Consider the following 25,280-nt stretch of genomic DNA (forward strand, 5'->3'; position numbering starts at 1 on the left):
GTTTTTTGTGTTTAAAGCACCCATTGCCAGTAAGTCAGGGCGATGAGGGTGACCAGAGCAATCCCCGACAGATTGAACACCAGCCCGTATTGGGCCATGGTTTTGACGTCCACCGCGCCGCTGGTCAGGGCAATGGCATTGGGCGGCGTGGAAATGGGCAGCATGAACGCATAGCTGGCGCTGACGGTGGCGACCATCATCAGCAAACGTGGGTCGAGTCCGCTTTGCTCGCACACCGCGAACACCACCGGCAGCACCATCGCAATCAGGGCGGTGTTGCTGGTGATCACGGTACTGAAGGTGACCATGGCCGAGAGCAATCCCAGCACCAGCCACAAGGGATGCACCGCCAGCGTCTGCAAGGCCCAGGCCAGCCGGTCGGCCAGACCCGTGCTTTCAAAGGCCTGGGCAATCGCAAACCCGGCCCCGAACAGAAACAGAATGTCCCAGGGCAGGCGCCGGGTGTCCAACCAGGTCAGAATCCGAAACGGGGGCAGAAACAACAACAGCCCAAAGCCGAGCAGCAGGCCCTTCTCATTCAAGCCCGACAACCCCCAACCCACTGAAAGCAGGGTATTGACTACCAGCACCGCCACCAGCAGGTAAAGCAGGCGCGCCACCTTTTTTTGGTCATTGCGCATGGGTTTGGGGTCAAACTCGGCCATCAGCGGTGTTTTATCGGTGCCCAGTGCCAGCACCCAGCCTAGGATCACAAACATGGGTCCGATCAGGGGCAGCACCAGCCCAATCCATTCGCCGAACGCAATCGGGGCGATGTTGTGCTGGTCGAAAAAGCCAAACAGAATCAGATTGGGTGGGGTGCCGATGGGGGTGAGGATGCCGCCGACACTGGCCCCGTAAGCAATCGCCAGCGCAAAGCGCATCTGCAGGCCGCGCTGATCGCTCAGAAACATCGCCAGCGGCATCAGCAGCAACGCGGTGGTGGTGTTGGACAAAAACGCGCTCAAGCCGCCGGATGTGATCGCCAGCGCATAAATCATCCCGCGCGGGGTATTGGGAAACACGCTCAGCATCTTGCGCGAGATCAGATGGTGCAGCTCGGTTTTTTCCACCGCCAGTGCGATCAGAAACCCACCGATGAACAGAAAAATGATCGACTGGGCATAGTTGGGCGCGACCTCATTGGTGCCGGTCAGTCCGAACAACGGAAACAGCACAATCGGCAACAGCGACACCCAGCCCAGCGGCATCGCCTGATTGGACCAGAGGGTGACCATCAGCGCAATCAAGCCCAGCAGAATCGATTGGTCCGGGTTCAGAAACACCTGCCCCAGTGCAAAAACCACCAAGCCTGCTGCCAGGGCCCAACCCAGGCCTTTTGCCGAAAAACCGGCGGTGTTTGCAGGGAGGGTGTCAGTCATCCGGCTGGCAGAGTTTCTGCTGCTTCATGGCGCGAAATGTCATCGCCAGCAGCTTCAGACAATAGAGGGCCAGCAGAATCACCATGATCGCGGCCAGCCAGAAATAGCCCTCGTCCAGGGTGGCTCGATGCATGGCGAGACTGGCCATGGCAAAGGCGGCGATGGGAAAGGTATAGGCCCACCAGGACAGGGCAAACGGCAGTTTCTGGAACTTGGGCAGGGAGGCGAGCATCAGCAGCAGCATGAACAGGGCGAGTGAGTACAGTGTCATCCCAAACAGGCTCAGGTGCAGGGGACTTTGCAGGGTCATGTAACTGACAAAGCCGATGGCCGGCGGCGCGATGAAAATAAACAGGGTCGGCAGCATTTTGGGCATCAGAGCCGGATGAAACACGATGCGATAAAACAGGACCGCAAACAAAATCGGCCAGAAAAACAGGCCCACGCTGAAGAAAAACCAGTTGACCTCAGCACTGGCGTGGGCGACTCCGGCCAAGGGGACGACGATGTTGCCCACAATCGGGATAAACCAGGCGGGATTGGCCTGCTCGATTTTGAAGTGTTCGAGATGTAGCCAGTGATAAAACACCCAAATGGTGAGCAGCAGGTGCAGGATCGCGGCAAACAGCCATACCCAGAAAGAGGCGAGCATCCAGTCGAATTCGAGCAAAATTTTGCTGACCAGAAGGCCGCTGATGGTCAGAGTCGGTACGAAAAACAGTTTCAGCGGATGGTTGAGTTCCGCCAGCCAGGCCTGTGGGTGTTTCAAGGCCTTGATGCCGTACAGGGTCAGCAAGCCCACAAAGAGAGCCAGGGTGATCAGAGCCAGTCCGACGGCCACGGGGGCCAGCCAGTTCTGATCAAACAACCAGGTCTGGTGGTTTTTGAGGGTGATCACGGCCAGTGTCAGGCCGCCCAGCCCCATGGTCATGCCAAAAAAAGCGGCAGGAAAATACGCCAGCCGTTGCCAGAAAGACATTGTGCTCTCCCTTTCTCATGTCGGTTACGCAAAGTGTACGAGTTCCATTCGGGTTTGCAATCAGATTGTGTGACAATGGCGTACAAACAACACTGAGAGAGGGGCTGTTTTCGCGGCCGTTGACCTTGGTTTTCGCCATTTCGGCCTCCTAATTGATCCAGCGCAAAGCCGTTTGAAAAATACTCAAAAAATCTCATTTCTTGTGTAAGATGATTGTTTTATTCACGTATGGCTGAACGCAATCATGGCCACACCTTTGATCCCGGACGAATTACAAGCCGCGATGGGGACGACCCATTTCTTTTTTGTCATGGACGCTCAGGGCCAGTTGACCGAGGTCAGTGACAACATTGAATCGGTGCTGGGCTATGCGAAGGCCGATTTTCTGGGCGCGTACGACCGCTTTCTGACCCCGAGACCGGAAAACGAACGGGTTGGCCATTTTCTGGAACAGGCCATCAGCGGTCATCCTTCGCCGGCGTTTTCGATTGAAATCTGCGATGCGTCCGGTCAAAAGCGCTGGTTGCAGGTGCAGTTTTTCCCCAAACCCAATCCGGATGAACACGCGGGTAGGGCATCGGTTCAGGCCGAAGGCTTTGCCACGGACATCACCGTGTTCAGCCAATTGCTGGAGGAATCTTCGCGTCTGACCCAGCGATTGGAACGGGCACAGCGTCTGGCCAAGGTCGGCATCTGGGAATACGACCATGTCGGTGACGACTTTTATTGTTCGCCCGGACTTCATGCCATTCTGGCGGTGTCGCAAGACGATTGCCCGCTGACCATGGACGTGTTTCTGGAGTTTGTGGACCCGGCCGACCGGCATCAGGTGTCTCAGTTGCTGCATTCGGTGGTGACGGCGTCGCATCCGTTGCGCTCGGAATACCGCCTGCGCCTCAGGGACGGGCAATTGCGCCATGTGGTGGGCGAAACCGAAACCCTGTTCGATGCCGAAGGCAACCCGCGTTTGACCACGGGCACCTTGCAGGACATTACCGATTTGCACCTGACCGAGAAAAAGGTCAGCCACATGCGTTCCCTGCTGGCCGAAACCGAAAGCATTGCCCAGATCGGCTCCTGGGAGTTGGAACTCGACACCCACCGCCTGCATTATTCCAAAGGCGCTTATTTGATCCACGGATTTGAGGTCGGCCGAGAGGTGGTTCTGGAAGACGTGTTTGCGCAAATGCCGGAAAACGACCGCCGCAAAATGCAGGCCGAGATCGTCAAAGCCACCGACACGGGCGAAGAGCGGGAACTGGTTCACGCCATCATCCGTGAGGACGGCACCAAACGCTGGCTGTTGCAGCGCGGCGTGACCAAATACGATCTGGCCGGAAAGCCGGTGCGACTGGTGGGCACGGTTCAGGACATTACCGAGCGCAAAGTGGCCGAAGAAGAACTGTATTATCTGGCCCATCACGATGCCCTGACCGGTTTGGCCAACCGCTCGCTGTTTACCGACCTGTTGCATCAGGCCATTGCCGAAAACCAGCGTAATCATGGCGCGTTTGCGGTGCTGTTCATTGATCTGGACCATTTCAAGGAAATCAACGATTCATTGGGGCATTCCAAAGGCGACGAAGTGATCAAGCTGGTCGGTCAGCGCCTGCAGGCACTCAGTCGGGATTCCGACAGCATTGCCCGATTGGGAGGCGACGAATTTGCGTTTCTGGTGCGCGACCTTTATGTGCCCAGCGGCGCCATTGTGGTGGCGGAAAAGATTCTGGAAGACCTGCATCGGGGGCTGGTGATTGACGGCGAACGGTATTACCTGAGTGCCAGCATCGGCATCAGTCTGTTTCCCGAAGACGGCGACACCCCCGACCTGTTGATCCGCAATGCCGATGCGGCCATGTATCATGCCAAAGACAATGAGCGCAATACCTATGCGTTCTACACCCATGAGATGACGCAGCAGGCGCTGGACCATGTCCAGCTCGACAACCAGTTGCGTCAGGCGCTGGTGCATCATCAGTTTGAGGTCTGGTATCAACCCAAGTACGATTGCCGGAGTGGTCGGATCGTGGGGTCCGAGGCGTTGATTCGCTGGCAGCACCCGGAAAAAGGGCTGCTGCTGCCCGGAGCCTTTATCGACGAAGCCGAAAAAACTGACCTGATTGTGGATCTGGGCGAATGGGTGCTGCATCAGGCCTGCGAGCACAATGCCCGCTGGCATCGGATGGGGCTGGCCCCCGGTCGGGTTTCGGTCAATATTTCGCCCAAGCAACTGGCCAAGGATCGGCTCAAGTCCACTCTGCTCAATGCGCTGGGCACTTACCAATGCGAACCCGACTGGGTGGAGCTCGAAATCATCGAGCGCTTTGTGATGTCCGACCCCAAACGGACCCTGTGGCTGCTCAACGAAATTCACGAACTGGGCATTGCGCTGTCGATCGACGATTTCGGCACCGAATATTCCTCTCTGACCTATCTCAAGCAAATGCCGCTGAGTACCCTGAAAATCGACCGGGCCTTTGTCAAAGACATCCCGGATGATCCCAATGACATGGCCATTATTGAAGCCATGTTGGCGCTGGCCGACAAATTTCAGTTGCAGACGGTGGCCGAAGGCGTGGAAACCGAGGAACAGCTGGCATTTTTGAAAAACGCCGGGGCGGATGCGTTTCAGGGCTTTTTAAAAAGCCGGGCCGTGCCCGCCGAGCAATTCGAAGCGTTACTGCAGGCTCAAAGGAAGGATGCCCCATGACCCAAGCCGCATTTTTGATCATTGAAGATCAGGCTTCCATTGCCGGATTACTGAAAAGCGAACTGGCCAGACTGACCGATGCGCCGATTGAGGTGTGTCATGATATGGCCGAAGCCAGAACGCTGATTGACTCCGGACGTTCGATTGCGGTGTGTCTGACCGGGCTGCAATTGCCGGATTCGCACGAGAATGAGATCATTCACCTGCTCAAAGCCCACCACATTCCCACGGTGGTGCTGACCGGGACCTATAAAGAGGCCACCCGTCAGGAAATGTTCGAGCTCAAAGTGGCCGATTACGTGATCAAGGAGAGCATCGCCTCCATCCGCTATGCCGTACAGATGACGCATCGGCTGTATCACAACGCCCATCGCCATGTGTGGTTGCTGGGGCACGGTCATCGAAGCAGTGCTCGGCTGCTGGGGATGCTGCGCACCCACCGTTATCAGGTGCGGGCCTATGACTGCACGCGCACCCTGCTGGCCGACCTCAAAAAAGACCGCCCCAATCTGCTGGTGCTGGACGGCACCCAGACCGAGCCGGGCAATCACACCTTTGACCTGATTAATGCGCTGCGTGAACACTATGTGCCCAGCCAGTTGCCGATCATTGCCTGCGAAAGCAGCGAGACCATTTCCAATGCGATCAAGCTGATGAAATACGGCGTCAATGACTTTTACAACACCAGCTTTACCCCTGAAGAGTTCTATGTGCGCGTCAATCAGAACATCGAGCAGGCCGAGGTGTATCACAAGATCGAACGGCTGTCGCAACGCGACAGCCTGACCGGCCTGTACAACCGGCGCACCTTTTTTGCCAGGGCCGAAGCCCTGCTGGCAGAGATTCGGACCAAAGGGGGCTACTTTTTCGCGCTGATGGCCGACATCGACCACTTCAAACAGGTCAATGACAATTACGGTCACCAGAAAGGCGATGACGCCATTGTGTTCATGGCCCAGTGCCTGACCGAGGTGTTTTCCGATGCCCTGGTGGGACGTTTTGGCGGCGAGGAATTCTGTGTGATCGGCAAAATTCACGACACCCGTGAGGCCGAACAGAGCGCCGAGACCCTGCGCGCCCGGATTGAGGCCGATTCCAAAGCCGAAACCGGGGTGGCGTTTACCCTGAGTCAGGGCATGACCTTTTCCGCTCAGTCGGTGGACGAAGCGGTGCAGAAAGCCGATGATGCGCTTTACCGTTCTAAGGAAAACGGGCGCAATCAGGTCAATGCGGTGTTTTGATCCGGACGGATTTTAATCTTTTCATTCTCGGCTGGGAGAATCATTGGCGCAATTAGGCTTGTGTCGAATCGGCTTTGCCATTACAGTTTGGATTGTGCGACTGTTTTGTAACACGGGCGCAGAAACAACTCCCTAAATTGAGACAGGAACCATGACAATTCCGATTGAAACGGTCAAGGCCGGTTGCCAGCAATGCCAGCGTCCGCTGGGGTTTGATTTTACCTTCGCTTTCCAGCCCATTGTCGATGTCGCGGCCCGGACAGTGTTCGGCTACGAAGCACTGGTGCGCGATCCGGTCGAAAAAAACGCCTGGGCCGTCCTGAAAAAAGTCGATGACAGCAATCGCTATGCGTTTGACCAGGCCTGCCGTCAGACCGCGATTGCGTTGGCCGCGGCGCTGAACATGGACAAAATCCTCAGCATCAATTTTCTGCCCAATGCGGTTTATGAGCCGGAACACTGTATCCAGAGCACCATTCGAGCCGCGAGAAAACACGATTTCCCGATCGAACAAATCATGTTCGAGATCACCGAATCCGAACGGGTGGTGGATCAGCAGCATCTGACCAATATTTTTCAATACTATCAGAAGCAGGGTTTCATCACCGCGCTGGACGATTTTGGTGCCGGCCATGCCGGTCTGAACATGCTGGCCAATTTTCAGCCCGGTCTGCTCAAAATCGACATGGAGCTGGTGCAGGACGTCAGCCACGACCCGGTCAAGGCTATCATTGCCCGGCATCTGGTGGCGATGTGCCAGGAAATGAATGTGACGGTGCTGGCCGAAGGCGTGGAAACGCTGGAAGACGTGCGTTTTTATCAAAATCTGGGCGTGACCCTGATGCAAGGCTACTTTTTTGCCCGACCCGGCATCGAAACCCTGCCCGAACCGGATTTCAGCCAATTGCCATCCTGAGGAAAGACCGTGTCATCCTGAGCGAAGCCGAAGGATCTTCCCATGCCCGCTGTGTGGTCCGACCGCTCCAGCCGCCGACAGACCGAACCGAAGCATAAAGATCCCTCCGCTCCAGTCGGGATGACAGAGAGCCAGTCGGAATAATAGGCTTTTTTACCAGGCCTGGTGATTGTTAACTCGTTCCAACTGCCAGTGGTTTATGGCCCAGTCCCATAATTGGGTCAGGGTTTGAATCTCGGACGGTGGCGGGTGATGCAGAAAGCGCAAGGCTTCGCTCAGTGTGGCCAGCGCCTGATCGGTTCGGATCGCCGGTGCCCGGCTTTTTTTGCTCAGTTTGATGCCTTCCGGGTTCGATGCCAGAGCGTGGTGGGCATAGCGTGGCGGAGTGTGCCCCAGGCTCTGCATGATCGCCAGCTGGGCAAAGCTGCTGGTGAGCAAATCCTCGCCCCGCACCACTTCGGTGACCTGCATGGCGATGTCGTCCACGGCGCAGGCCAGATGGTAGCCAAAAATGCCATCGGCGCGTTTGACCACAAAATCGCCCAGCTCAGTCGGCACATCCAGTGATTGCGGCCCCTGAAGAACGTCGTCAAATGACAAGGTCTCCCGCTCCGGCCGAAAGCGCCAGGCGCTTTTTTCGGGGGTCATGGCCGTGGGGTCGGGTGCCACGGCCTGATGGCGGCAGAAGCCATCATACAGCCAGGGCGTCTGCGGCTGGCGCTGGCGCAACTGCTTGCGACTGCAGGCGCACACATACAGCCGTCCGTTGGAATTCAGCCTGGCCAGGGCCTGTCGGTAGGCGTCAAACCGTTCGGACTGATACACCACCGGCCCATCCCAGACAAAGCCATAGCCCCTCAGTTGACGCAGAATTTCTTCGCTGGCTCCGGTCACCACACGTGGGCCGTCCAGATCGTCGATGCGCAGCCGCCAGTGGCCATTCTGAGTCCGTGCGTTCAGGTAACTGGCCGTGGCCGCGATCAAAGAGCCGAAATGCAAAGGGCCGCTGGGTGTGGGCGCAAAACGCCCGATGGGGCGGGTGGTGGTGTCGGGGGCAGAGGGCGTCATGCGACTATCTTAGCGGAATTGGGGCCGATTTGAACAGAGGCGTTTGTTCCCGCCAGTGGCTGTGGCACAATAAACGAATGAAAAAGGAAGGAGGGCCACATGGGTTCGGAACAAGCCATGGCTGAGACACAATACTGGTTGACGGCCTTGTCATTGACGTCGTGGTGGGCCTGGGCTCTGTTGGCTCTGGCGCTGGGACTGAGCCTGCGCGGCCTGAAAACCCGCGTGGTGGCATTGTGGCAGTTGTCTGTCTGGCCTTTGCTGCTTCTGGTGGTGGCGGGGCAGCAATTGGCGGTGGCCGTGCCGGCCGAGATGACTGGCTCCTTTGGGTTATTGCTGGCGATGGCGCTGGCCTGGCTGTTGGGGTCGGCGGCGGGCATGTTGCTGGTGGCCCGCTTGTCCCTGCACATGGACCCGACCCATCGCCTGATTGAAATGCCGGGCAGCGCTTTTCGCCTGGGCGTGACCCTGCTGTTGCTCGGGTTCAAGCTGGTGTGGTCCTGGCAGTGGTGGTTGTCGCCGCTCAACGTGACCCAGCCCGGCCTGATCTGGGCCAGTGTGTTTTTTAATGTGACCCTGATGGGGTTGGTGTTTGGTTGGGCCATGACGTTTTATCTGCGCCTGCGCCATCTGCAAAAATATGGACCGGACGATGAATAATACCATTTGGGTGGACGCCGATGCCTGCCCGGCGGCGATGAAACAGATTCTGTTCAAGGCCGCAAAACGCACGCAGATTCCGGTGTGCCTGCTGGCCAATCACCCTCTGGCGGTGCCCAACAGCCATTACATTGATTTCATTCAGGTGCCACAGGGCATCGATGCGGCCGATCATGTGATTGTGCAGAAGGTTCGGGCGTCGGATCTGGTGATCACGGCCGACATTCCATTGGCCTCGGAAGTGATTGCCAAAGGGGCGCTGGCGCTGAACCCGCGCGGTCAGCTTTATACCGAAGACAACATCGCCCAGCGTTTGCGGGTGCGCAATGAGTTGGAACAGTTACGCGCCAGTGGCATTCAGACCGGCGGTCCGCCGCCGCTGAACCAGAAAGACAAACAGACCTTTGCCAGCGCGTTGGAGAAATACCTGATCAAGGCATTGCGCGGGACAGGTGCCTAACGGACAACGTCAGTATTTGCCCAGTTCCAGTACCTGTTCGCCAAAGGATTCGACGTTTTTGCCATCAAAATGCACCGCTTTCAGGGTGACATAGTATTCGTGGCCCTTGCCGCCGGAGCAGGGCGGCATGTAAGCACCGGCCTTGTCACGTTTGGGATTGCGATGCGGTTCAAGAATGATGACGCCTTTGGGCAGGCGGAAAGTATGCCCACTCACTTTGGGCAGTTTCAGAAAGGGTTCATTGGGGGTGACGGTAAAGCCCATGCGCCCGTGGCCACCATGGTTCATTGGCTCGTGGTCGCGGTCACTGTATTCGGCAATCACCATATTGACCTGTCTGGGCAGGTTGCGTATCCGAATTTCCGGGGTGGCGGGCATGACGCCGCCGAAACGCTGGCATTGCTGGCCGTCGGGAATGGTTTCACCATCCCAGCCATATTCACTGATTTCGGCCTGCCATTTGACCGGTTCTTCGGCCACGGAGGCGGTGCTTAAGCTGCCCAGAAACAGGCCCAGAACAAACAGAAAAGGCCGAAGCCGTGAAGCGGTCGCAATCATTGGGTTTCCTTTTTGTTTCTCACTGACGCCATTCTGGCAGCGAGTGCTGTGATGGATAAGCAAATTCAATTCGCATTCTAATTTGTTTGATGGGGACGGTCAATTTCCCACCGAATGAAATCCCGGCAGCATCCACAGGTGACTGAACCAGCGAAACTGACCGTCGTCCGTCTGCTGGGTGCAGGCATAGCGGTTGCGCGGCGGCGGGAGCGGGCGGGATTGCGTCATGGTGACGCTTTGGGCATAGTCCCAGTTCAAGGTCAGTGAATCGCCCTGTTGATTGAAGCATTGCAGGCGGTTCTGTTCGGCCTGGGTCATGGCGCTGTGAAAGGTCAGGGTCAGGCTGGGAGGGTTTTGTTCGACCAGGGTGTCGGCCGGCGTCAGGGTTTTGACCGGCAGGGGCCGGGTGTGGGTGATCAAACCAAAACGCTCCATGCCGCCAAACTCGGTATTGACCGGAAAGCGCAGCAAGGCCCCGCGATCGCTCTGGGCGTTGATGGCCCCGGAATGCTGGCTGACCCCGACATAGCCCATGTCCCGAATGGTCTGTTTCACGGCCAGCGAGTATTCGCCATAGGGATAGGCCAACAGCTTTGGCGGCGGTTCGGGCAGATGTTCCGTCAGCAGGGTCTGGGCGGTGTCGATGTCGTTTTTAAGGCGTTTTGACCAGGCCTGGTGGGTTTCGTCCGGGGTGCGCACCATGGTGTCGTGGGTATGACCGTGGTTGGCGATTTCAAAACCGGCGGCCTGCATTTCCGCCAGCTGCGCCCAGGTCATGTGCGAACGGTAATTTTGTTCAACCGGCTGGGTGTTGGCAAACACGGTCATGGCCCAGCCGCGCTTCTGCAAGGCCGGAAATGCGTAGGTGTAGACGCTGCGATAGGCGTCATCGGCGGTCAGGACCAGCGTTTTCTCCGGCAGAGCCTCCCCGTTTTCAAAGGCCTGGAGCACTTTGCCCAGAGTGCGCAGTTCAACCCCCTGCTCTTCCAGATAATCGAGCTGGCGTTCAAATTGCTCGGGGCGGATGCTGGTGCTGGCCGGCGTGTCGTCGGCAAAATGATGGTACACCAGCACCACCGCATGGGATGAGCCATCGGTTTTGGCTGCGCCGGGGGATTCGGCCAATGGCGAAGACATGGCAAACAGCGCTGCCGGAGCCAGCCCTAACAGACTCAGTCCACAAAAACGGAAAAACCGAAGGCTGAAAAAGCGGGTGACAAGACGTTTGAGCGAAAAAATCGTTGTGGTCGACATGGGGTCCTCCATGGATGGAGATCGGAGCAATTTCCGGGGCATGACAACTTCCCTGTTCATCCGTATGATATTGAATACTTTGAGTCCTTGGACTCACTTTATCAGGGTTGAAAGGAAAAAAGTGTGAAACATGACGCGGGGCCATGGCAGACAGATGACATCGCAGCGACGGAAGTGGCGGCGTTCTGGCGTTTTCATGGCCAGTCGGCCCCGGAAGACCCCCTGGTATTGAGTTGGTCTCAGGTTTCAGCTCAGGCCGCTGAGCCTCGCCCGGTGCAATTGTGTCTGACCCATTCAGGGCAGACTCTTCAGGCGCAAATTCCTTCGTCTCAATGGCCCTCGTCTGTGCTGCAAACCGGCCTGAACCGCCTGTTGGGGCAGCGCCAGCCGGTCATGGTCGCGCTGGAAGCCTTGCGGATTCTGGCAAGGGATCAGGGCGTGACCCTGGACTGGCCCACGCCGCAACGACTGCGTCTGTGGCCAATGCCCACGCCATTCGAAGCCGGGGTGCGTGCCATTGTCAGCCAGCAGATCAGCGTCAAAGCGGCCATGGCGATTCGAACCCGTTTGCTGGAAACCATGCCTTCGATTGATGGCGTTTGCACCTTTGCGCCATTGGCACTGCAACGGATGTCGGTGAGCGAATACCGTGCCTGCGGCCTGTCGGCAAGCAAGGCGCGGGCGTTGCAGGCCCTGGCAGCTTCCGAGATTTTGCCCTGTGACTGGCAACCGGGGGCCTTAAGCGAGGCGCAGGCTGTGGAGATCACCCGTGATTTGATGGCCTTGCCCGGCATTGGTCCTTGGACGGCGCAATACGCGCTGGTGCGCGGATTCGAATACGCGGACGCCGATCTGTCCGGCGATCAGGGCGTGCGTCTGGGTCTGCAACAATGGCGAAAACGGGCGGGCGACACGGCACCGGATCTGCCCAGTGTGTCTGAGGCAGGGCACTGGCTACAGGCGTTGGCTCCTTATCGCACTCAGGCCGCTGCGTTTCTGTGGTGGCTGGCTTCGGGGGACGCCGCATGAAGCGCATGAACCCCGTCAATCCCATCAGCGTCGATCAGGCCGTTGCCCAACTCAAGGCCGGAAAGGTGGTGGCCTGTCCGACCGAATCGGTGTACGGCCTGGGTTGCGATCCGTTTGATCGTCAGGCCTTTGACCGCCTGTTGGCGCTCAAGCAGCGGCCTTTGGAAAAAGGCGTGATTCTGATTGCCGCCGATGTGGAGCAGGTCGCGGCGCTGACCTGCCTTTTTGACCAGGCCTGGTCAAAAACGGTGCTGCAAAGCTGGGAAAGGCCTTTGAAACCCGGACAAAGCGCCACCACCTGGATTCTGCCAGCCAGTGACCGGGTGCCGGACTGGGTCACGGGCGGGCGCGAGACGCTGGCGGTACGGGTCAGTCAGCACCCGGTGGTACAGGCGCTGTGCCGGGGATTTGGCGGGGCGTTGGTCTCCACCAGCGCCAACCTGTCGGGCCAACCGCCGATTCGAGAACTCGAAACTCTGGCCGAAACCTTTCCACAAGTGGATGTGGTGGCGGGGGAATTGGGTCAGGCCGAACAGCCCTCTCAAATCTGGTGTGCCCAGAGCCTGACCCGGTTGCGCTGAAACTCAGTTGGACGAGCGTTCGGCCTTGGCTTTTTCGTACAAAGGCATCACTCTCTTGGCGTATTTTTTCAGGTCCTTGATGCGGCTTTCATGCGCCGGGTGGGTGCTCAGAAACTCCGGCGGCGCGTCTTTGGACAATTTGAGCATCTTTTCCCAAACCCGCACCGCGCCATAGGGATCAAACCCGGCGCGGGCCGCCAGTTCCACGCCCATGCGATCGGCCTCGGTTTCGTGGGTGCGGCTGTTGGGCAAAATAAAGGTGGTTTGCACCACCATGTTTGAGGCATCCAATGCCGGGCCCTGAACGCCGCCCAGAATCTGCAACGCGGCCAGACCCACCTGACCGAGCATGGCCTGGGAGGCGCGTTCCCGACCGTGTTCGCGCAAGGCATGCGCCATTTCATGGCCCATGATCGCGGCGATTTCGTCTTCGGTCAGTGCCAGTGTGTCAATGATGCCACTGTAAAAGGCGATCTTGCCGCCGGGCATGCACCAGGCATTGAGCTGGTCGGAGTCAATGTAATTGACCTCCCAGTCCCATGCGGGGGCGTCTTCGCGGTAAATGTCGGTGTGCGGCACCAGACGCTCGGCAATGGCGCGCAGTTGCGCCACCCGCTTGGGATCGGTGTTGAGCTGGCCTTCTTTTTCGGCCTCTTTGAGCACATCGCTGTAAGCTTTTCTGGCCCCTTCGGTCATCTCGTTCTGGGACACCAGCAGCATCTGCTCGCGCTCGATGCCGACGGCGCCTTGCTGTGTGGTGGTTGAGCAGGCTCCCAGGCTCAGAATCAGGGAGACGACCAGACCGGTGCGGGACAAAAAATGGAACGGGTTCATTGACAGTCAGCCCTCTTGGCGATCATGATTATGAGATCATTTTAAGGCAGGGCCGCCGCTTTTTCTATTAAAATGAACGGCAATCACGAATACAGGAAACCAATATGTCGGACACACTTCCCATTGACACAGTCAAAGCCTATCTGCTCGATTTGCAGGACGATATCTGCGCGCAATTGACCGCCGAAGACGGCACCGAATTCATTGTGGACGAATGGGAAAAGCCCGCCAACAGCAAGGGATTGACCGGTGGCGGTCGCAGCCGGGTACTGGAAGGCGGGCCGGTGATCGAAAAAGGCGGGGTCAATTTCTCGCATGTCCGAGGCCAGGCCCTGCCGGCTTCGGCCACCGCGCATCGTCCTGAGCTGGCCGGGCGTTCGTTTCAGGCGCTGGGGGTGTCGCTGGTGATTCATCCGCGCAATCCGTATGTGCCCACCTCGCACGCCAATGTGCGTTTGTTTGTGGCCGAAAAAGACGGGGAAGAACCGGTGTGGTGGTTTGGCGGCGGGTTCGATCTGACGCCTTATTACCCGTTTGATCAGGACGTGATGCACTGGCATTTGCAGGCCAAGGAAGCCTGTGAACCGTTTGGGTCCGAGGTGTATGCCAAATTTAAAAAATGGTGCGACGAATATTTTTATCTGAAGCACCGCGACGAAACCCGCGGTGTCGGCGGTTTGTTTTACGATGACCTCAACCAGCAACCATTCGGCTGGGGTTTTGACAGCTGCTTTGCCTTTATGCGTTCGGTGGGCGATCATTTCATCACGGCGTATCGGCCCATCGTCGGACGACGCAAAGACGTGGACTACGGTCAGCGTCAGCGCGATTTCCAGTTGTATCGTCGTGGTCGGTATGCCGAATTCAATCTGGCGTTTGACCGCGGCACCATCTTCGGTCTGCAAAGCGGCGGCCGCACCGAATCGATCCTGATGTCGATGCCGCCGATGGCGACCTGGCGCTATGACTACCACCCCGAAGCCGGAAGCGAAGAAGCCGAACTCTATGACTATCTGCAACCCAGAGACTGGCTTGACGAACTGACATGAGCGATCTGCGCATCGACAAATGGCTGTGGGCCGCCCGTTTTTTCAAAACCCGCAGTCTGGCGCAGGCGGCGGTCAAAGGTGGTAAGGTGGTACTCAACGGCCAGCGCAAACCCAAGCCCAGCAAAACCGTCGCCGTGGGTGATGAGCTGGTGATCACGCAAGCCCATCGCAAAGTGACCGTGACCGTGGAGGCGCTCAGTGCTCAACGCGGCAATGCCGACATGGCCCGGACGCTATACACCCTGAAAGACGAACAGCTTAACCAGAAAGCCCCGCCACCGGGCATGGCACTGGCCGGTCACCGCGAAAAAGGCAAGGGCCGACCCACCAAAAGAGAACGCCGGGAACTGGAAAAATTTCAGGAGTTTTAAAGCAAGTCGGGACGTGTCAACCGGTTTTCCAGTTTTGTCGGAAGCGTCCTCAGCGCGCCTTCTTTGTGACGAAGTTCAGACAGGCCTGAAAGTTGTGTATGACAAAGCCAGGCAGCGCTGCCCCCAGTTTTTTTATTGACAATAGAGCAAATGAACGCTGTGATAGAATTCTTGCTCAGGCTCATGTTTTTTTATAAAAATGAGTTTTGACTATGAAAACATTAACGCTTCAAGTAAACGACGAAGTCAGTGATAAGTTTCTGTGGCTGCTGACGCATTTTTCACCCAATGAAATTGCCATTCTGGATACCGAAGACGGACTGGATGACGATGCTTTCCTGAGACGTGATCCGCAAATGGTCGAGAGTCTCAAGCAAGCCAGAAATGAGCCCGAGAGCAACGGGGTTTCCCTGGAAGAACTGGACTGGTAATGTACCGGCTGATTTTTATGAGCCAGGCGCAGAAAGACACCAGAAAACTGTCTGCATCGGGCTTGAAACCCAAGGCGATGACGCTGCTTTCGGTCATTGAAAAAGACCCGTTTGCTTATCCGCCTGCTTATGAGTTTCTGAAAGGCGACCTGAAAGGGTTGATCAGTGGTCGAATCAATAAACAGCACCGATTGGTCTATGAGGTGTTTGAGAAAGAAAAGGTCATTAAAATTTACCGCATGTGGACGCATTACCAGTAATGAAAAAAGCGGTGCCAGTGCGCGAACCATTTTGACGAATCCCGTAACCATTGCGATTTGCCTTCTTCTGAAACCACAGTCGAGCTAAAAATCCCCGTCACAATTGCGTAGGTTTTGTGCGAAGCCTGACATCGGTTCTGGTATAATCCGACCGCTTTAAATTAACCGAGGCTTGCCTATGACTCCCTTACAATCGGAATTGGCGCAAATGATCATTGACGCCGTCAATCTTGAAGACGTGACGCTGGAGGAGATCGATCCCAATGCGGCCATTTTCAATGACGGTCTGGGACTGGATTCCATCGATGCGTTGGAAATTTCTCTGGAATTGAACAAACGTTATGGCATCAAAATCAAAGCCGGCGATAAAAATGTCGGCGACGTGTTTGCGTCCATTGCCTCGCTGGCGGATTATGTGGACGCCCACCGCAGCCAATAAGCCGTTGGTGCTGTGAGCGTGAGTCATGCACCCCCTTCTTCCGACATGATTGCAGAGCACTTGCATCAAGCGTTGTGCGCTCACACGGTGCTGTTTCGTTGTTTTGACCAGGCCTGGTCAAAAAACCGGTTGTTGGCTCTGGCCCATCAGGTGGCGCAGGCGCTTCCGGACAATATGGCGGTGATCAATCTGGCACAGCATCGCCCGACCTTTTTTGTGACGCTGCTGGCCGCGGCCCTGAAAAAAGTGCCCGTGGTTTTGCCGCCCAATACGGCGCCCGAGACTTTGAGCACACTGGCGCAGACACTGGCGGACACGCACGGTCTGAACACGCTGACGGTGGAGGACGACCGTTTTGCGCCGGTGATGTCTACGCAGCCGGGGGCCGCAAGCCTGACCCGAAAACAGGCCGAAAGCGTGTTGGCGCAGGAAATCTGGCTGTATACCTCCGGTTCGACCGGGCAGCCCAAACGGGTGGTGAAAACCTGGGGCCAGATGCTGACGCTGGCCCGCCAGGCGCTGGTCAATCTGCCCGGGACTGATGCCGAAACGACGCTGGTGGCGACGGTGCCCAGCCAGCATATGTTTGGTCTGGAAACCACGGTTTTCTGGCCGTTCGTGTCGCAGTGGCAGGTCTGGGCGGACCAGCCGTTTTTTGCCGAAGACATTGCCGAGCGGATGCAGCAAACCGCTTGCACAAGCTGGCTGGTGTCGACCCCGCTGCATTTAAGCAAGCTGGCGCAGTTTGATACGGTATGGCCGACGGCGTTTGAGCGGGTCCTTTCCGCCACCGCGCCTTTGACTCAGACGCTGGCCGATCAGGTGAGCCGCCGCTTTGGCGTCCGCGTCTGCGAAGTGTATGGCAGCACCGAAACCGCCTCCATTGCCTGGCGTGAGCGCGAACGGGAAGCTCCCTGGCGTTTGTATGACGGCAATCGGTTGCAGCCACAGGCCGAAGGCATGACGGTGGAGATCGGTCCTTTGCAGGCCTCCTTTGTTTTGCAGGATCGTCTGCAGTCGCTGGATGCGCATCATTTTGCGTGGCTTGGGCGGGAGCAGGACCTGGTGAAAGTGGCCGGAAAACGCACCTCTCTGGCGTACCTCAATGAGCGCCTGAAGGCGCTGGACGGGGTCAGGGACGGCGTGTTTCTGCTGCCTTCGGTCGGTGAACGCCTGACGGCGCTGGTGGTCTCAGATCGGTCGGCGTCGGAAATCAAGCAGGCGCTGGCCAGGAGCCTGGATCCGGTGTTTGTGCCGCGCCCTCTGCTGAAAGTGGCCAGCCTGCCCCGCAATGAATTGGGAAAAATTCAATATGAGCGTCTGAAAGCACAGGTGAATGCGCTGATGTCAGATAAAGATGACGAAAATCCGCTGTCCTGGTCGTTTGCCATTTCGGCCGGGCATCCGGCGATGCCGGGGCATTTTCCGGGGCATCCGGTGGTGCCGGGCGCACTGTTGCTGGCGCAGGTGGAAAAATATCTGGTCCGTGAATGGCCGCAGGGCTTTCTGGCCGAGGTGCCGGAAACCAAATTTCTGCAAACCGTGTTGCCGGACACCACGGTCACTGTCACGCTGACGGCGGAAAACCGGGAAACCCATCGCGTGGGCCGATTTGAAATGGTGCTGGCAGACACGGGCCGACCCTGTGTTCGCGGCAGACTGATCTGGCAGTGCCACTCACCGGTTCACCCACTATGAGGTTCGTTTGAGGAAGCCATGTCGCAGAATTGGACCGAGCAAAAAGAGCGTAGCAATCGTTTCTGGCTGACGCTGATCCGACGTCTGGCACTGACGCTGCCCAGGTGGCTAGTCAAACCGCTGCTGTATCCGATTGTGGCGTTTTATTGGCTGATTTCACCCTTACAACGTCAAGCTTCGCGCCATTATCTGTCACGAGTGTTGGCGCAGCCGGTTCGTCCCTGGCATACCTATCGACATTTTCTGTGGTTTGCGATCACCATTCTAGATCGGGTCTATTTTCTGACTGGGCGCTGGTCAGCTTTCGATGTGTCTTATGAACACCTGGCAGAATACAAAGCGGCCACCCGCAAAACAGCACATTTGCTTCTGGGCGCGCACTTTGGCAGTCTTGACGCAACGCGTACCCTATCCCAAGACCGGCACGACCGTCCGATCAAGGTGGTGTTGAAGGTGGACCAGAACGCGCAACTGGTGGCGCTGTTGAACGAACTCAATCCGGGGATGGAAAACAACGTTCTGCCCTATCGCGGCATGGAAACCATTTTTGATATTTATCAGACGCTGCAGGACGGGCAATCGGTGGCGATGCTGAAGGACCGCCCGGTGGGAGACGAAACCACTGTGCCGGTCACGTTTTTCGGCGACACTTTGTGCCTGCCGATTTCCGGTTTCAAGCTGGCCAAACGTTTTCGGATTCCCTGTATGGTGTTTTTTGGCCGTTATCAGGGCGGCAACCGCTATCGGGTCAGCAGTGAGATACTTCCGTTTACGCCGGACATGAGCCTGCAGCAGATGGCGCAACTGTATATGGACAAGGTGGCCGAACAATGTCAGCAGGCACCTTACAATTGGTTTAACTTTTACCCTTACTGGTCTGGCCCGTGTTCGGACACGGACGCCAACGCCATGTCGGTGAAGGGGTCACTTGAGGAAAGGCCGTGAGTTGTTTGCGACGATGGGTCACATCCATTTCGGGCTTGGTGTTTGGGCTGCTTTGGGTGAGCTCTGTGTTCAGTGAGGCACCCAACTCCCTGACGGGATTGCTCGCGCATTGGCCGGAACCGAACGACGTTACCGCATTTGAAGAAATCCGTTATGATCATCTGCTGGACCTCTCTACCCGCTATCAGGGAGAATTGCGTTATCAGGGAGCCGATTGGGTATCGATGCATTACCATGCGCCAGTGGAAGGTTTCTGGCAATTGAAAAACGGCCAGTTTGAACTGGTGTTTCCGGGTCAGTCGCTGTCACGACCTCTGGCTCAGATGCCGGAAGTTGCGGCCATGATTCGCCCTATGCAATTTTTGCTCTCCGGTCAGTTGGAAGCGGTCAGGCAAGACTTTGACGTCAGCTACACCGACATGGCAGAAACGACGCGCTGGCAACTGCTTCTGACGGCAAAAACCGTTCTGACCACCGGCCCGCGCCGAATCACCATCCACGGTCACTGGCCTGAGGGGGCACCGCCCCGGGTGACGACTGTGCGGATCGACATGACCAGCGGGGACTGGCGCAAGCTGGTGCTGAACCCATGACCACGCGCCTGAGCCGACGCCGTTGGCTGGGCGCTTTGCTCTGGGTCGGGTTTCTGGGGCTCTGGGCCTTGATCAGTTTGCCGTCGCTCAGTCTGCACACGCATTTCAGTGGGTTCTTTCCCCAGCCAAGCGATCCGGCGCAAGCCACCAAGTGGTCGGCGCTGTCGCATTTGGCGGAAGCGAGTTCTGAGCCTGGGCCCCTGATGGTGTCGATACGTTTGCCTGACAGTGTGTCCGCTCAGGCTGCCGCGAAATTGAGCCGTCACATTGCGACCCCGAAAAATCACCAGGCCTGGTTAAAATCGGTTCAGAACCGGCTACAACCCTTGTCAGACTGGCTGGATCATCCCTTGCGCGAACAGCGCTTTCTGCTGACCGACTTTCACCCGGAAATGTTGACGGCGTCGCTGGAAACCCTCTGGCAGCGCTGGCAGGCCGGTTTTGTGCTCAACAAGCCTCTGGCCCTGTCGGACCCGCAAAACCAATGGCTTTCGTATCTGCAGCAGGGCCTGTCCACGCCTTCGTTGGCCGTGGACGCTGGCGTGTGGCAAATCACAAGCGGAGAGGCGCGCCAACTGTTGCTGTTGTTGACAGTCAGCAAAGACGGGATCGATCAGGTCCAGCCCTGGTTGAGGCAGGCGGTTTCCCGGCATCTGTCGCCTCGGCAGGCGGAAAAAACCGAGGTGCGCGTTTCCAATGCGGCCTGGATTGCCCAGCAGGCACAAGCCGGGATTCAGCAACGGGTGCAATGGGTGTCCCTGACGGCGCTGACATTGATTTTCGGATTTCTGCTGGCGGTGTTTCGCCGAGGTCGCCCACTTGTGGCGACGCTGTTGCCTGTGGCCAGTGCGGTGCTGGTCGGGCTGTTGGCAGTCAATGCCGTGTTTGCCCAGGTGTCGATGCTGACGCTGGCGTTTGGCATGGTGCTGGTCGGGGTCAGTATGGATTACCCTTTGCATTTGTGGGCCGCGGCCAAACGGGGCCATGTCCGCCATGCCCGGCGCCTGGTCGCCATCGGCGGCGTGACCTCGGTGTTGGGCTTTGCCGCGCTCTGGTGGACGGCCGTTCCGGGCATACAGCAAATCGCGGTGTTCAGCGCCGCCGGACTGGTGGCCGCCTTGATCACCAGCTTCCTGAGCGTACCTTCGGCATCGAACGCGTCCAATCCCCCGCTGATATGGCCAGCCCGGAATCGCAAGCGTCTGGTGCTGGGCACACTGGCGCTGGCAGGGATCTGGGGCACATTGCTGGCGCTGCCCACCGTCTGGCAAGACGATTTGCGCAGCATGAGCCCGGTCCCTGAATCCCTGTTGCAGCAGGATGGACAGCTTCGATCCGCGTTCCATTTGCCGGAAGCGGCGGCGTTTTTATTGGTGACGGCCGATACCACCGAAGACCTGTTGCAAAAACAGGAAAGCCTGCAACCGGGGTTGGCGCGATTGCAAGCCGATCAGGCCTTGCAGGGTCGGACCATGCTGGCCGACTGGTTGCCCAGCCAGCAGCGCCAGCGACAACGCCAAAACGCCTTGCCCGATGCGTCGTCCCTGCAGCAGGCCTGGTCAAAAGCGGACACGCCGTTCAAGCCCCATCATGCCCAAGGCCTGATTCAGGCAATCGACCGCAGTCGACAAATGCCAGCGCTCACGCTTGAGCGCTTTCGGTCATTGGCCCTACCCTGGCAGAAAGTCATGCTGGACAAGCTCCATTGGCAGGCGGGCGACAGGCATTTCGGGGTGATTCTGGTGCAGGACGCGAAAGCGGAGGCGCTGCAAAGCTGGGCGCAAACGCAGTCCGACGTGCTGTGGGTGCAACAGAGCACATTGGTGAGCGAACAATTGACCCATTTGCGCGAACAGTTGCTGGTCGGTTTGCTGGCGCTGGTGGCCGCGATGTTATTGGGGTTGAGCCTGTATTGGCGTTCTTTTTACCAGGCCTGGTCACTTTTGCTGCCAATCGGGCTGGGTCTGGGCCTGGCCTGGGTGGGATTGTCGCTGTTGGGGCCCGTCAGTGTGTTTCACCTCATGGCCAGTCTGCTGGTGGTGGCGATTGGCGTGGATTACAGCCTGTTTCTGAATCAGGCGCAAACCGATCCCACTCAGCGCTTTTCGGTGCATGTGACCCTGACCACCAGCCTGATCGCGTTTGGCGGGTTGTTGTTCACCGACGTTGCCCTGCTGATGTCGATGGGCCTGAGCGTGGTGCTGGGGGTGCTTTTGACCTATGTCAGCGCCCGACTGCTGTTCAGCGCGCGTCCATCATCGTGATCAGGGTGTCGATGGCGTGGTCCGGTTGTTTGACGAAAAAGTTTTTGGGATTCCAGACATAGCCGCTGAGCACGGAGGTGATCGCTTTTTTGATCTGTTCGTCTTTTTCTGCGGCAAAAAAGATGCGCTGCAAACGCCCGTCATACCAGGCATTGACAAAGCTGCGGAACACCTCAATGCCGCGCATCATATAATCCTCGTAATCGGTTTGCCAGTTCACGTCCCGGCCTTGCAGTTCGGCCCCGATCAGGTCGGCGGCTTTGGCCCCGCTTTCCAGCGCCAGGGTCACGCCAGAACTGAACACCGGGTCGAGAAATTCCGACGCATTGCCCGCCAGCACAAAATGCTTTCCGTACAATTGTTTGACCGCAGCGGAATAGCCGCTCAGGCTGTTGACGTCATTGAGGGGCCGTGCGTTGCGATAGCGCGCGCGTGCCTGTGGGTTGTCTTCAATGATCCGCTCCCAGAACTCGGATTCGTTCAGGCCAAACGACTGAAAATAGTCTTCGGTGCAGACGATCCCCACCGAGGTGACGCCGTCATTAAACGGAATGTTCCAAATCCAGGCCCGGTTGTGGTCATGAATGTCGACGTAGATGTAGCCGTCGGTGCCGTCGGTGGGGCGCCGGTCGTTTTCCACCCGGCGAAAAGTGGCCCGGCGCATGGCCAGTCCCGGTTCCGCCTCCAGCTCCAGCAGGCGCGGCAACACCCGGCCGTAACCGGAAGCATCGATGACTTTCTGCGCGTGCCAGCATGAGGTGGCACCGTCATGGTGTTTGACGTCAATGGTCCCGGCATCCGGGTCATAGCCGATCACTTCGGCCTGATATTCGACGTCTGCGCCCAGCGATTCGGCGGCTTTGAGCAGTTCGTGGTCGAACCGTTCGCGCTTGACCTGAAAGGAGGAGTCGAAAGGCTCACCCAGGTTGTTGTCAAAGTGGAACACTTCGCAATGCTCACCGTCATCAAAGGCCACACCGCCTTTGTATTGGAAGTCGGCGGCTTCAATGGTTTCAAGCAGTCCGGCCTCGGCCAGCAACTGATTGCAGCGCGGCAGCAGGGATTCGCCAATCACAAAACGCGGGAACGTCTGGCGTTCCACCAGTTTCACGTGAAACCCCGCCTGCACCAGTTTGGCGGCGGCAATCGATCCGGCCGGGCCACCGCCGATGATAAACACATCACAGCGTTTTTCAGACATAAACGAAGCATTTCCAAATAAAAATAATGCGGCATTTTAGCAAACAAACGCACGGATCGATTGTGTTTTTATGCGCAGTATGCGAAAGTTTTCCCTCCCAAAACCGGCTCAAACAGGACGCAGACGAATGCCCGATTCCTATGCCATTGAGGTGCAGGCGCTCAGTTATGATTACCCGCGAAAACGTGATGCACTGGTGGACGTGTCGTTTGACCTGGTGAAAGGTCAGGCGTTGGGGTTGCTGGGGGTCAATGGCGCGGGCAAAAGCACCTTGATCCAGTGTCTGACCGGGCAGTTGCGACCCACGTCGGGAGACGTTGCCATAATGGGCCAGCGTTTTGACACGTCACGCCAAGGCATTCTGTCGCAATTGGCGCTGGTACCCCAGGGCGAAGCGTTTTATCCTCGGTTGACGGTGAGTGAAAACCTGCGGTTTTTTGCCCGTTTGCGCCCGGACCTGCCCGACTTCAATGAACGGGTGAATGAATCCCTTGATGTGTGTCAGCTGAACAATCAGCAAACGGTTCTGGCGGCGCGCCTGTCCGGTGGCTTAAAACGGCGTTTGAATCTGGCCATCGGTTTGGTCAACCGCCCTAGCCTGTTGCTGTTGGACGAGCCGACGGTGGGCATTGATCCGATTTCGAAGGACGCGATTCTGGGGGTATTGGAATCGCTGAAAACCAAAGGCATGACTCTGGTGTACACCTCGCATCAGTTGGCGGAAGTGGAACGGCTGTGCGATCAGCTGGTGGTATTGGATCGGGGAAAAACCGTGTTTCAAGGCACGGTGGCGGCTTTGACCAAGGCGCAGGGGCACAGGTTTGAAGCCAGAATCAACCAGGCCTGGTCAAAAGTGACCCGCAAGCGCCCCGAAATCGCCAAATGGTTGCAACAATGGTCTTTGCAGACGCAGGACGGATGGGTGCAGGGGCAGTTGCCAGCCGAGTGCGATCTTGCGGCTTTCACGGGCAGATTTTTGCAACAGCTTCAAGCTTGCCCGGAGGTGATTCTACAGCAACACAGTGTCCAACCTTTGAGCATGGAAGCGGCGTTTTTTGAATTGTTGGGCGAATCGCATACGGCGCTGGCCCAATGCCTGATCCATGAGTCGGAGTCAAGTCATGTTTAAAGCGCTTTTGCTCAAGGAGTTTCGGCTGTTGCTGCGCGATCCTTATGCGCTCGCGGTCTTGTTTGTGATGCCGGTGGTGTTTGTTTTGATCATGGCCTTGAGTCTGCAAACCGCGTTTTCGGACAAGTCATCGGGCCAGAAACAGGTTGATCAACTGGGGATTGTGCTGTTGGCCGATCCGGACATACCCAAAGACTGGCAGGCGGTGTTTGCCCATCTGGAAAACTTTTCGGTGACGGTATCGGCTGAAACGGCCAACCACCGAATGGTGGCAGAAAAACAGGTGCTCACGGGGGGAAAAATGGCGATGGTGACGCTTCCCAAAGCCTTGATCGATGCGTTGTCAAAGGGGCAGAAAATTGAGACGCCTTTGTCGTTGGCATTTGCGCCCACCGCGCCACCTGCGATGCGGGCCTTGCTCAAAGCCAGTCTGATGCGAATTCTGGTGGAAAAGAAAATCGCAGTGACCTTTCAACGTACATCACCGGTTGCCGCCGCATCGGATTCGGTGCCGGAATCGAATCTGTCGGCGTTTCTGGGGAAATCGGTGATCACGGAATCGACATTGGGGCAAACCTCCGTGACCACAACACCCTCATCGGTGCAGCAGAGCGTGCCCGCCTGGCTGGTGTTTGCCATGTTTTTTATTGTGATTCCGCTTTCCGCCACCTTGTTGATTGAGATTTCACAGGGCACACTGGCGCGTTTGCATACCTACCCGTTTCATTCCGGCTGGCTGTTGCTGGGCAAGCTGTTGCCGTTTATGGGGGTGAATCTGATACAAACCGCGTTGATGTTTGCCACCGGACTCTGGCTGGTGCCCTTGCTGGGCGGAGAAAGCCTGACACTGGGCCAGCAGGCGATCTGGCTGGTGCCGGTGGCGCTGTCGGTGAGCTTGACCGCCATCGCACTGGCGTTGTTGATTTCGGTGCTGGCGCGTACGCATGAACAGGCGACCACGCTGGGCGGGGTGCTCAATCTGTTGATGGGGGCGGTCGGCGGGGTGATGGTGCCGACCTTTGTGATGCCCGAAACCATGCAGACGTTGGCCGCTTTCTCGCCCATGAATTGGGGACTGGAAGCGTTTTTGTCTGTGACCTTGCGTCAGGGCGGCTGGGCTGAAATCTGGCACTGGCTGGCGCAATTGGTCGGATTTGCATTGGTATTGCTGGGAGTGGCCAGTTGGCGATTGCACAAACGTCTGCTTGGCGAATAAATGACCAGGCCT

At 57.5% G+C, this 25,280-nt stretch carries 25 protein-coding genes; 18 read left to right on the forward strand and 7 right to left on the reverse strand.

Going from position 1 to position 25,280, the window contains the following annotated elements:
• Nucleotides 1-11 precede the first annotated feature (11 nt).
• Nucleotides 12-1,382, reverse strand: a complete 1,371-nt coding sequence (locus tag A377_RS0105070; RefSeq protein ID WP_019895115.1) for an SLC13 family permease — start codon at nt 1,380-1,382, stop codon at nt 12-14.
• A complete protein-coding gene (locus tag A377_RS0105075) occupies nt 1,375-2,361 on the reverse strand; it encodes an SLAC1 anion channel family protein (protein WP_019895116.1) in 987 nt (328 codons plus the stop codon). Before A377_RS0105075 ends, A377_RS0105070 begins: the two co-directional genes overlap by 8 nt.
• 244 nt (nt 2,362-2,605) lie before the next feature.
• Between A377_RS0105075 and A377_RS11905 the strand changes: the two genes are divergently transcribed.
• From A377_RS11905 to A377_RS0105090, 3 genes are all read left to right on the forward strand, one after another.
• A complete protein-coding gene (locus tag A377_RS11905; RefSeq protein ID WP_019895117.1) occupies nt 2,606-5,071 on the forward strand; it encodes a bifunctional diguanylate cyclase/phosphodiesterase in 2,466 nt (821 codons plus the stop codon).
• The gene (locus tag A377_RS0105085; RefSeq protein WP_019895118.1) at nt 5,068-6,312 is read left to right on the forward strand and encodes a GGDEF domain-containing response regulator; all 1,245 of its coding nucleotides are present in this window, start codon (nt 5,068-5,070) and stop codon (nt 6,310-6,312) included. The genes A377_RS11905 and A377_RS0105085 overlap by 4 nt, the downstream gene beginning before the upstream one ends.
• Before the next feature lie 151 nt (nt 6,313-6,463).
• Entirely contained in the window at nt 6,464-7,228 is a 765-nt protein-coding gene (locus A377_RS0105090) for an EAL domain-containing protein (RefSeq protein ID WP_019895119.1), read from the forward strand.
• Between the two features lie 153 nt (nt 7,229-7,381).
• Here A377_RS0105090 and gluQRS read toward each other — a convergent pair whose 3' ends face one another.
• Nucleotides 7,382-8,296 (reverse strand): tRNA glutamyl-Q(34) synthetase GluQRS, encoded by a 915-nt coding sequence (gene gluQRS / locus A377_RS0105095; RefSeq protein ID WP_019895120.1) that lies wholly within the window; start codon nt 8,294-8,296, stop codon nt 7,382-7,384.
• A 99-nt stretch (nt 8,297-8,395) separates the two neighbouring features.
• Between gluQRS and A377_RS0105100 the strand changes: the two genes are divergently transcribed.
• Both A377_RS0105100 and A377_RS0105105 read left to right on the forward strand, forming a co-directional pair.
• A complete protein-coding gene (locus A377_RS0105100; protein WP_019895121.1) occupies nt 8,396-8,956 on the forward strand; it encodes a hypothetical protein in 561 nt (186 codons plus the stop codon).
• Nucleotides 8,949-9,416 carry a YaiI/YqxD family protein gene (locus A377_RS0105105; protein ID WP_019895122.1) on the forward strand — a complete coding sequence of 156 codons (468 nt, stop codon included), beginning with the start codon at nt 8,949-8,951 and terminating at the stop codon, nt 9,414-9,416. Before A377_RS0105100 ends, A377_RS0105105 begins: the two co-directional genes overlap by 8 nt.
• A gap of 9 nt (nt 9,417-9,425) precedes the next feature.
• Here the strand turns inward: A377_RS0105105 and A377_RS0105110 are convergent, their stop codons facing one another.
• The gene (locus A377_RS0105110; protein ID WP_019895123.1) at nt 9,426-9,974 is read right to left on the reverse strand and encodes a hypothetical protein; all 549 of its coding nucleotides are present in this window, start codon (nt 9,972-9,974) and stop codon (nt 9,426-9,428) included.
• A 99-nt stretch (nt 9,975-10,073) separates the two neighbouring features.
• On the reverse strand, nt 10,074-11,228 hold the full coding sequence (locus A377_RS12700) for a polysaccharide deacetylase family protein (protein WP_019895124.1): 1,155 nt from the start codon (nt 11,226-11,228) through the stop codon (nt 10,074-10,076).
• A 123-nt stretch (nt 11,229-11,351) separates the two neighbouring features.
• Here A377_RS12700 and A377_RS12705 point away from each other — a divergent pair, with 123 nt between their 5' ends.
• Nucleotides 11,352-12,257 carry a DNA-3-methyladenine glycosylase family protein gene (locus A377_RS12705; protein ID WP_019895126.1) on the forward strand — a complete coding sequence of 302 codons (906 nt, stop codon included), beginning with the start codon at nt 11,352-11,354 and terminating at the stop codon, nt 12,255-12,257.
• Complete coding sequence (locus A377_RS0105130) at nt 12,254-12,838, forward strand: L-threonylcarbamoyladenylate synthase (RefSeq protein WP_245546777.1); 585 nt, start codon at nt 12,254-12,256, stop codon at nt 12,836-12,838. Before A377_RS12705 ends, A377_RS0105130 begins: the two co-directional genes overlap by 4 nt.
• 3 nt (nt 12,839-12,841) lie before the next feature.
• Here A377_RS0105130 and A377_RS0105135 read toward each other — a convergent pair whose 3' ends face one another.
• A complete protein-coding gene (locus tag A377_RS0105135) occupies nt 12,842-13,672 on the reverse strand; it encodes a M48 family metallopeptidase (protein WP_019895128.1) in 831 nt (276 codons plus the stop codon).
• A gap of 104 nt (nt 13,673-13,776) precedes the next feature.
• Here A377_RS0105135 and hemF point away from each other — a divergent pair, with 104 nt between their 5' ends.
• The 9 genes from hemF to A377_RS0105180 all read left to right on the forward strand — a co-directional run bounded on the left by hemF (nt 13,777) and on the right by A377_RS0105180 (nt 21,722).
• The gene (hemF, locus tag A377_RS0105140; protein WP_019895129.1) at nt 13,777-14,721 is read left to right on the forward strand and encodes an oxygen-dependent coproporphyrinogen oxidase; all 945 of its coding nucleotides are present in this window, start codon (nt 13,777-13,779) and stop codon (nt 14,719-14,721) included.
• Complete coding sequence (locus A377_RS0105145; protein ID WP_019895130.1) at nt 14,718-15,092, forward strand: RNA-binding S4 domain-containing protein; 375 nt, start codon at nt 14,718-14,720, stop codon at nt 15,090-15,092. The genes hemF and A377_RS0105145 overlap by 4 nt, the downstream gene beginning before the upstream one ends.
• A 212-nt stretch (nt 15,093-15,304) precedes the next feature.
• Complete coding sequence (locus A377_RS0105150; RefSeq protein WP_019895132.1) at nt 15,305-15,523, forward strand: hypothetical protein; 219 nt, start codon at nt 15,305-15,307, stop codon at nt 15,521-15,523.
• Nucleotides 15,523-15,783, forward strand: a complete 261-nt coding sequence (locus A377_RS0105155) for a Txe/YoeB family addiction module toxin (RefSeq protein ID WP_019895133.1) — start codon at nt 15,523-15,525, stop codon at nt 15,781-15,783. The genes A377_RS0105150 and A377_RS0105155 overlap by 1 nt, the downstream gene beginning before the upstream one ends.
• Nucleotides 15,784-15,961: 178 nt before the next feature.
• Nucleotides 15,962-16,222, forward strand: coding sequence for a phosphopantetheine-binding protein (locus A377_RS0105160; RefSeq protein WP_028485280.1), 261 nt, complete (start codon nt 15,962-15,964; stop codon nt 16,220-16,222).
• 18 nt (nt 16,223-16,240) lie between these two features.
• Nucleotides 16,241-17,920, forward strand: a complete 1,680-nt coding sequence (locus A377_RS11920) for an AMP-binding protein (RefSeq protein ID WP_157760746.1) — start codon at nt 16,241-16,243, stop codon at nt 17,918-17,920.
• Nucleotides 17,921-17,938: 18 nt separating this feature from the next.
• Nucleotides 17,939-18,865 (forward strand): LpxL/LpxP family acyltransferase, encoded by a 927-nt coding sequence (locus A377_RS0105170; RefSeq protein ID WP_019895136.1) that lies wholly within the window; start codon nt 17,939-17,941, stop codon nt 18,863-18,865.
• Nucleotides 18,862-19,458: a hypothetical protein gene (locus A377_RS0105175; protein WP_157760748.1), complete on the forward strand. Its 597-nt coding sequence runs from the start codon at nt 18,862-18,864 to the stop codon at nt 19,456-19,458. Before A377_RS0105170 ends, A377_RS0105175 begins: the two co-directional genes overlap by 4 nt.
• Nucleotides 19,455-21,722, forward strand: a complete 2,268-nt coding sequence (locus A377_RS0105180; protein WP_019895138.1) for an MMPL family transporter — start codon at nt 19,455-19,457, stop codon at nt 21,720-21,722. The genes A377_RS0105175 and A377_RS0105180 overlap by 4 nt, the downstream gene beginning before the upstream one ends.
• Here A377_RS0105180 and A377_RS0105185 read toward each other — a convergent pair.
• Nucleotides 21,700-22,923: an NAD(P)/FAD-dependent oxidoreductase gene (locus tag A377_RS0105185; protein WP_019895139.1), complete on the reverse strand. Its 1,224-nt coding sequence runs from the start codon at nt 22,921-22,923 to the stop codon at nt 21,700-21,702. The two genes, A377_RS0105180 and A377_RS0105185, sit on opposite strands and share 23 nt — an antisense overlap.
• Before the next feature lie 127 nt (nt 22,924-23,050).
• Between A377_RS0105185 and A377_RS11925 the strand changes: the two genes are divergently transcribed.
• Together A377_RS11925 and A377_RS0105195 are read left to right on the forward strand one after the other, a co-directional pair.
• Entirely contained in the window at nt 23,051-24,052 is a 1,002-nt protein-coding gene (locus tag A377_RS11925) for an ABC transporter ATP-binding protein (RefSeq protein ID WP_019895140.1), read from the forward strand.
• On the forward strand, nt 24,045-25,268 hold the full coding sequence (locus A377_RS0105195; RefSeq protein WP_019895141.1) for an ABC transporter permease: 1,224 nt from the start codon (nt 24,045-24,047) through the stop codon (nt 25,266-25,268). The genes A377_RS11925 and A377_RS0105195 overlap by 8 nt, the downstream gene beginning before the upstream one ends.
• The last annotated feature ends 12 nt before the right edge of the window (nt 25,269-25,280 follow it).

The organism is Hydrogenovibrio halophilus DSM 15072 (genome assembly GCF_000384235.1).
Classification (GTDB): domain Bacteria; phylum Pseudomonadota; class Gammaproteobacteria; order Thiomicrospirales; family Thiomicrospiraceae; genus Hydrogenovibrio; species Hydrogenovibrio halophilus.

Excerpts from the sequence above, each read along its gene's own strand:
- A377_RS0105070 (WP_019895115.1), bottom strand. The coding sequence starts at position 1,382 with ATGACTGACACCCTCCCTGCAAACACCGCCGGTTTTTCGGCAAAAGGC.
- A377_RS0105075 (WP_019895116.1), bottom strand. The coding sequence starts at position 2,361 with ATGTCTTTCTGGCAACGGCTGGCGTATTTTCCTGCCGCTTTTTTTGGC.
- A377_RS11905 (WP_019895117.1), top strand. The coding sequence starts at position 2,606 with ATGGCCACACCTTTGATCCCGGACGAATTACAAGCCGCGATGGGGACG.
- A377_RS0105085 (WP_019895118.1), top strand. The coding sequence starts at position 5,068 with ATGACCCAAGCCGCATTTTTGATCATTGAAGATCAGGCTTCCATTGCC.
- A377_RS0105090 (WP_019895119.1), top strand. The coding sequence starts at position 6,464 with ATGACAATTCCGATTGAAACGGTCAAGGCCGGTTGCCAGCAATGCCAG.
- gluQRS (WP_019895120.1), bottom strand. The coding sequence starts at position 8,296 with ATGACGCCCTCTGCCCCCGACACCACCACCCGCCCCATCGGGCGTTTT.
- A377_RS0105100 (WP_019895121.1), top strand. The coding sequence starts at position 8,396 with ATGGGTTCGGAACAAGCCATGGCTGAGACACAATACTGGTTGACGGCC.
- A377_RS0105105 (WP_019895122.1), top strand. The coding sequence starts at position 8,949 with ATGAATAATACCATTTGGGTGGACGCCGATGCCTGCCCGGCGGCGATG.
- A377_RS0105110 (WP_019895123.1), bottom strand. The coding sequence starts at position 9,974 with ATGATTGCGACCGCTTCACGGCTTCGGCCTTTTCTGTTTGTTCTGGGC.
- A377_RS12700 (WP_019895124.1), bottom strand. The coding sequence starts at position 11,228 with ATGTCGACCACAACGATTTTTTCGCTCAAACGTCTTGTCACCCGCTTT.
- A377_RS0105130 (WP_245546777.1), top strand. The coding sequence starts at position 12,254 with ATGAAGCGCATGAACCCCGTCAATCCCATCAGCGTCGATCAGGCCGTT.
- A377_RS0105135 (WP_019895128.1), bottom strand. The coding sequence starts at position 13,672 with ATGAACCCGTTCCATTTTTTGTCCCGCACCGGTCTGGTCGTCTCCCTG.
- hemF (WP_019895129.1), top strand. The coding sequence starts at position 13,777 with ATGTCGGACACACTTCCCATTGACACAGTCAAAGCCTATCTGCTCGAT.
- A377_RS0105145 (WP_019895130.1), top strand. The coding sequence starts at position 14,718 with ATGAGCGATCTGCGCATCGACAAATGGCTGTGGGCCGCCCGTTTTTTC.
- A377_RS0105150 (WP_019895132.1), top strand. The coding sequence starts at position 15,305 with ATGAAAACATTAACGCTTCAAGTAAACGACGAAGTCAGTGATAAGTTT.
- A377_RS0105155 (WP_019895133.1), top strand. The coding sequence starts at position 15,523 with ATGTACCGGCTGATTTTTATGAGCCAGGCGCAGAAAGACACCAGAAAA.
- A377_RS0105160 (WP_028485280.1), top strand. The coding sequence starts at position 15,962 with ATGACTCCCTTACAATCGGAATTGGCGCAAATGATCATTGACGCCGTC.
- A377_RS0105170 (WP_019895136.1), top strand. The coding sequence starts at position 17,939 with ATGTCGCAGAATTGGACCGAGCAAAAAGAGCGTAGCAATCGTTTCTGG.
- A377_RS0105180 (WP_019895138.1), top strand. The coding sequence starts at position 19,455 with ATGACCACGCGCCTGAGCCGACGCCGTTGGCTGGGCGCTTTGCTCTGG.
- A377_RS0105185 (WP_019895139.1), bottom strand. The coding sequence starts at position 22,923 with ATGTCTGAAAAACGCTGTGATGTGTTTATCATCGGCGGTGGCCCGGCC.
- A377_RS11925 (WP_019895140.1), top strand. The coding sequence starts at position 23,051 with ATGCCCGATTCCTATGCCATTGAGGTGCAGGCGCTCAGTTATGATTAC.
- A377_RS0105195 (WP_019895141.1), top strand. The coding sequence starts at position 24,045 with ATGTTTAAAGCGCTTTTGCTCAAGGAGTTTCGGCTGTTGCTGCGCGAT.